Origin of the sequence: Arthrobacter sp. 2YAF22_2, from assembly GCF_052114645.1 — a bacterium.
Lineage (GTDB): Bacteria > Actinomycetota > Actinomycetes > Actinomycetales > Micrococcaceae > Arthrobacter.
The window spans coordinates 1-1596 of sequence record NZ_JBFRFD010000677.1; the positions used below are offsets into that span (position 1 = coordinate 1).

At 64.3% G+C, this 1596-nt stretch carries 2 protein-coding genes; both read left to right on the forward strand.

What is annotated here, in order from left to right:
* Window positions 1-120: 120 nt before the first annotated feature.
* Entirely contained in the window at window positions 121-1224 is a 1104-nt protein-coding gene (locus tag AB4Y86_RS18605; protein ID WP_441403617.1) for a mandelate racemase/muconate lactonizing enzyme family protein, read from the forward strand.
* A gap of 25 nt (window positions 1225-1249) precedes the next feature.
* Window positions 1250-1528, forward strand: coding sequence for a muconolactone Delta-isomerase (gene catC, locus AB4Y86_RS18610; RefSeq protein WP_441403618.1), 279 nt, complete (start codon window positions 1250-1252; stop codon window positions 1526-1528).
* Window positions 1529-1596: the final 68 nt, after the last annotated feature.

The following is a 1596-nucleotide window of genomic DNA, read 5'->3' on the forward strand; positions in this document are numbered from 1 at the left end:
TCACTCTGCGCTGCTGCACAACTTTCTGGACGTCGTGGTGACCGCGACCGCGGGAGCGACGGCACCTGCCCCGTTGTCCGGCCCGGCACCGTTTGCCACCGACGAAAGGCTTACCAACGCATGAAAATCGCAGCCATCGAAGCGATTCCCTACTCGATCCCGTACCTTCATCCACTGCACTTTGCTTCCGGTTCCGTGCATGAGGCAGACCACGTGCTCATCAGGCTTCGCACGGATGACGGCGTGGTGGGCACCGCTGACACCCCGCCGCGCCCCTACACCTACGGCGAGACGCAGAAGTCGATCGTCGCGGTGGTGGAGGGCATCTTCGCTCCGCAGCTGATCGGCGTCGACATTTTAGACCGCGAGAAGGTCCAGGCAATCCTGTACCGGACAGTGCACAACCAGACCGCCAAGGGGGCAGTGGACATCGCCCTCTGGGACGCCATCGGCAAGACCCTCGGTCAGCCGGTGACGAAACTCCTGGGCGGGTACACGGACTCGCTGCGCGTCTCCCACATGCTCGGCTTCAAGCCCGCCCAGGAATTGCTGGCATTGGCTCTGGAATTCCGCGAGACGTACGGCATCAACACGTTCAAACTTAAGACCGGCCGCCGTCCCCTGCACCTCGACGTCGACGCCGCACGGGTACTGCGGGAGGGCCTGGGCGAGGATGCCGAGCTCTACATGGACGCCAACCGCGGCTGGTCGGCCAATGAGGCGGCCGAGGTGCTTCGCCGTACGGCGGATTTGGGCCTGCAGTTTCTTGAGGAGCCCGACGACGCCCGCGAGGTCCTGGGCCGCCGCCGCCTGGTGGCCAACTCCCCCATCCCCATCGCAGCAGACGAATCTGCCGCCAACCTCGGCGAAGCCGCGCGGGAGATCCTCACCGGCGGCGCGAACCTGCTGGCGGTCAAGACAGCCCGGTCCGGCTTCACGGAGGCGGCCAAAATCGTCGGGATGGCCGAGGGCATGGGCATTGACGTCTACATTGGCAACCAGATCGACACCCAGGTCGGCACCGCCGCCTCGGTGACCTTCGGCGCAGCCTTCGCCCACACGGCCAAACGCGCAGCGGAGCTTTCCAACTACCTCGACATGGCCGACGATCTGCTGGCTGAGCCGTTGGCCATCACCGGCGGACGCATCCTCGTTCCTGAGGGCCCCGGCGTGGGTACCGCTGTAGACGAAGACAAGCTCTCGCGATACCGCTCAGACCAATAACACCTCCCTTACCGAAAGGACACTCATGAGGTATCTGGTCCATATGGACGTCAGCCTGCCCGCCGACCTGCCCGCCAACGAGGCTGCGCAGATCAAGGCCACGGAGAAGGCCTATTCGCAGCAATTGCAGCGCTCCGGCAAGTGGCCGGAAATCTGGCGGGTGGTGGGCGAATACGCCAACTACTCGATCTTCGACGTCGATTCGAACGACGAACTGCACGAGATCCTGCAGAACCTGCCGTTGTTCCCCTACATGGAGATCTCGGTGGTGCCGCTCGCGAAGCACCCCTCAGACGTCAAATAGGCAACGACTCACCTAAGCGCCGTGGCAAACGCCCTTGGGCCGGCCGCGTTCCGGGTCAGTCCCTGGCC

Excerpts from the sequence above, each read along its gene's own strand:
- AB4Y86_RS18605 (WP_441403617.1), top strand. The coding sequence starts at position 121 with ATGAAAATCGCAGCCATCGAAGCGATTCCCTACTCGATCCCGTACCTT.
- catC (WP_441403618.1), top strand. The coding sequence starts at position 1,250 with ATGAGGTATCTGGTCCATATGGACGTCAGCCTGCCCGCCGACCTGCCC.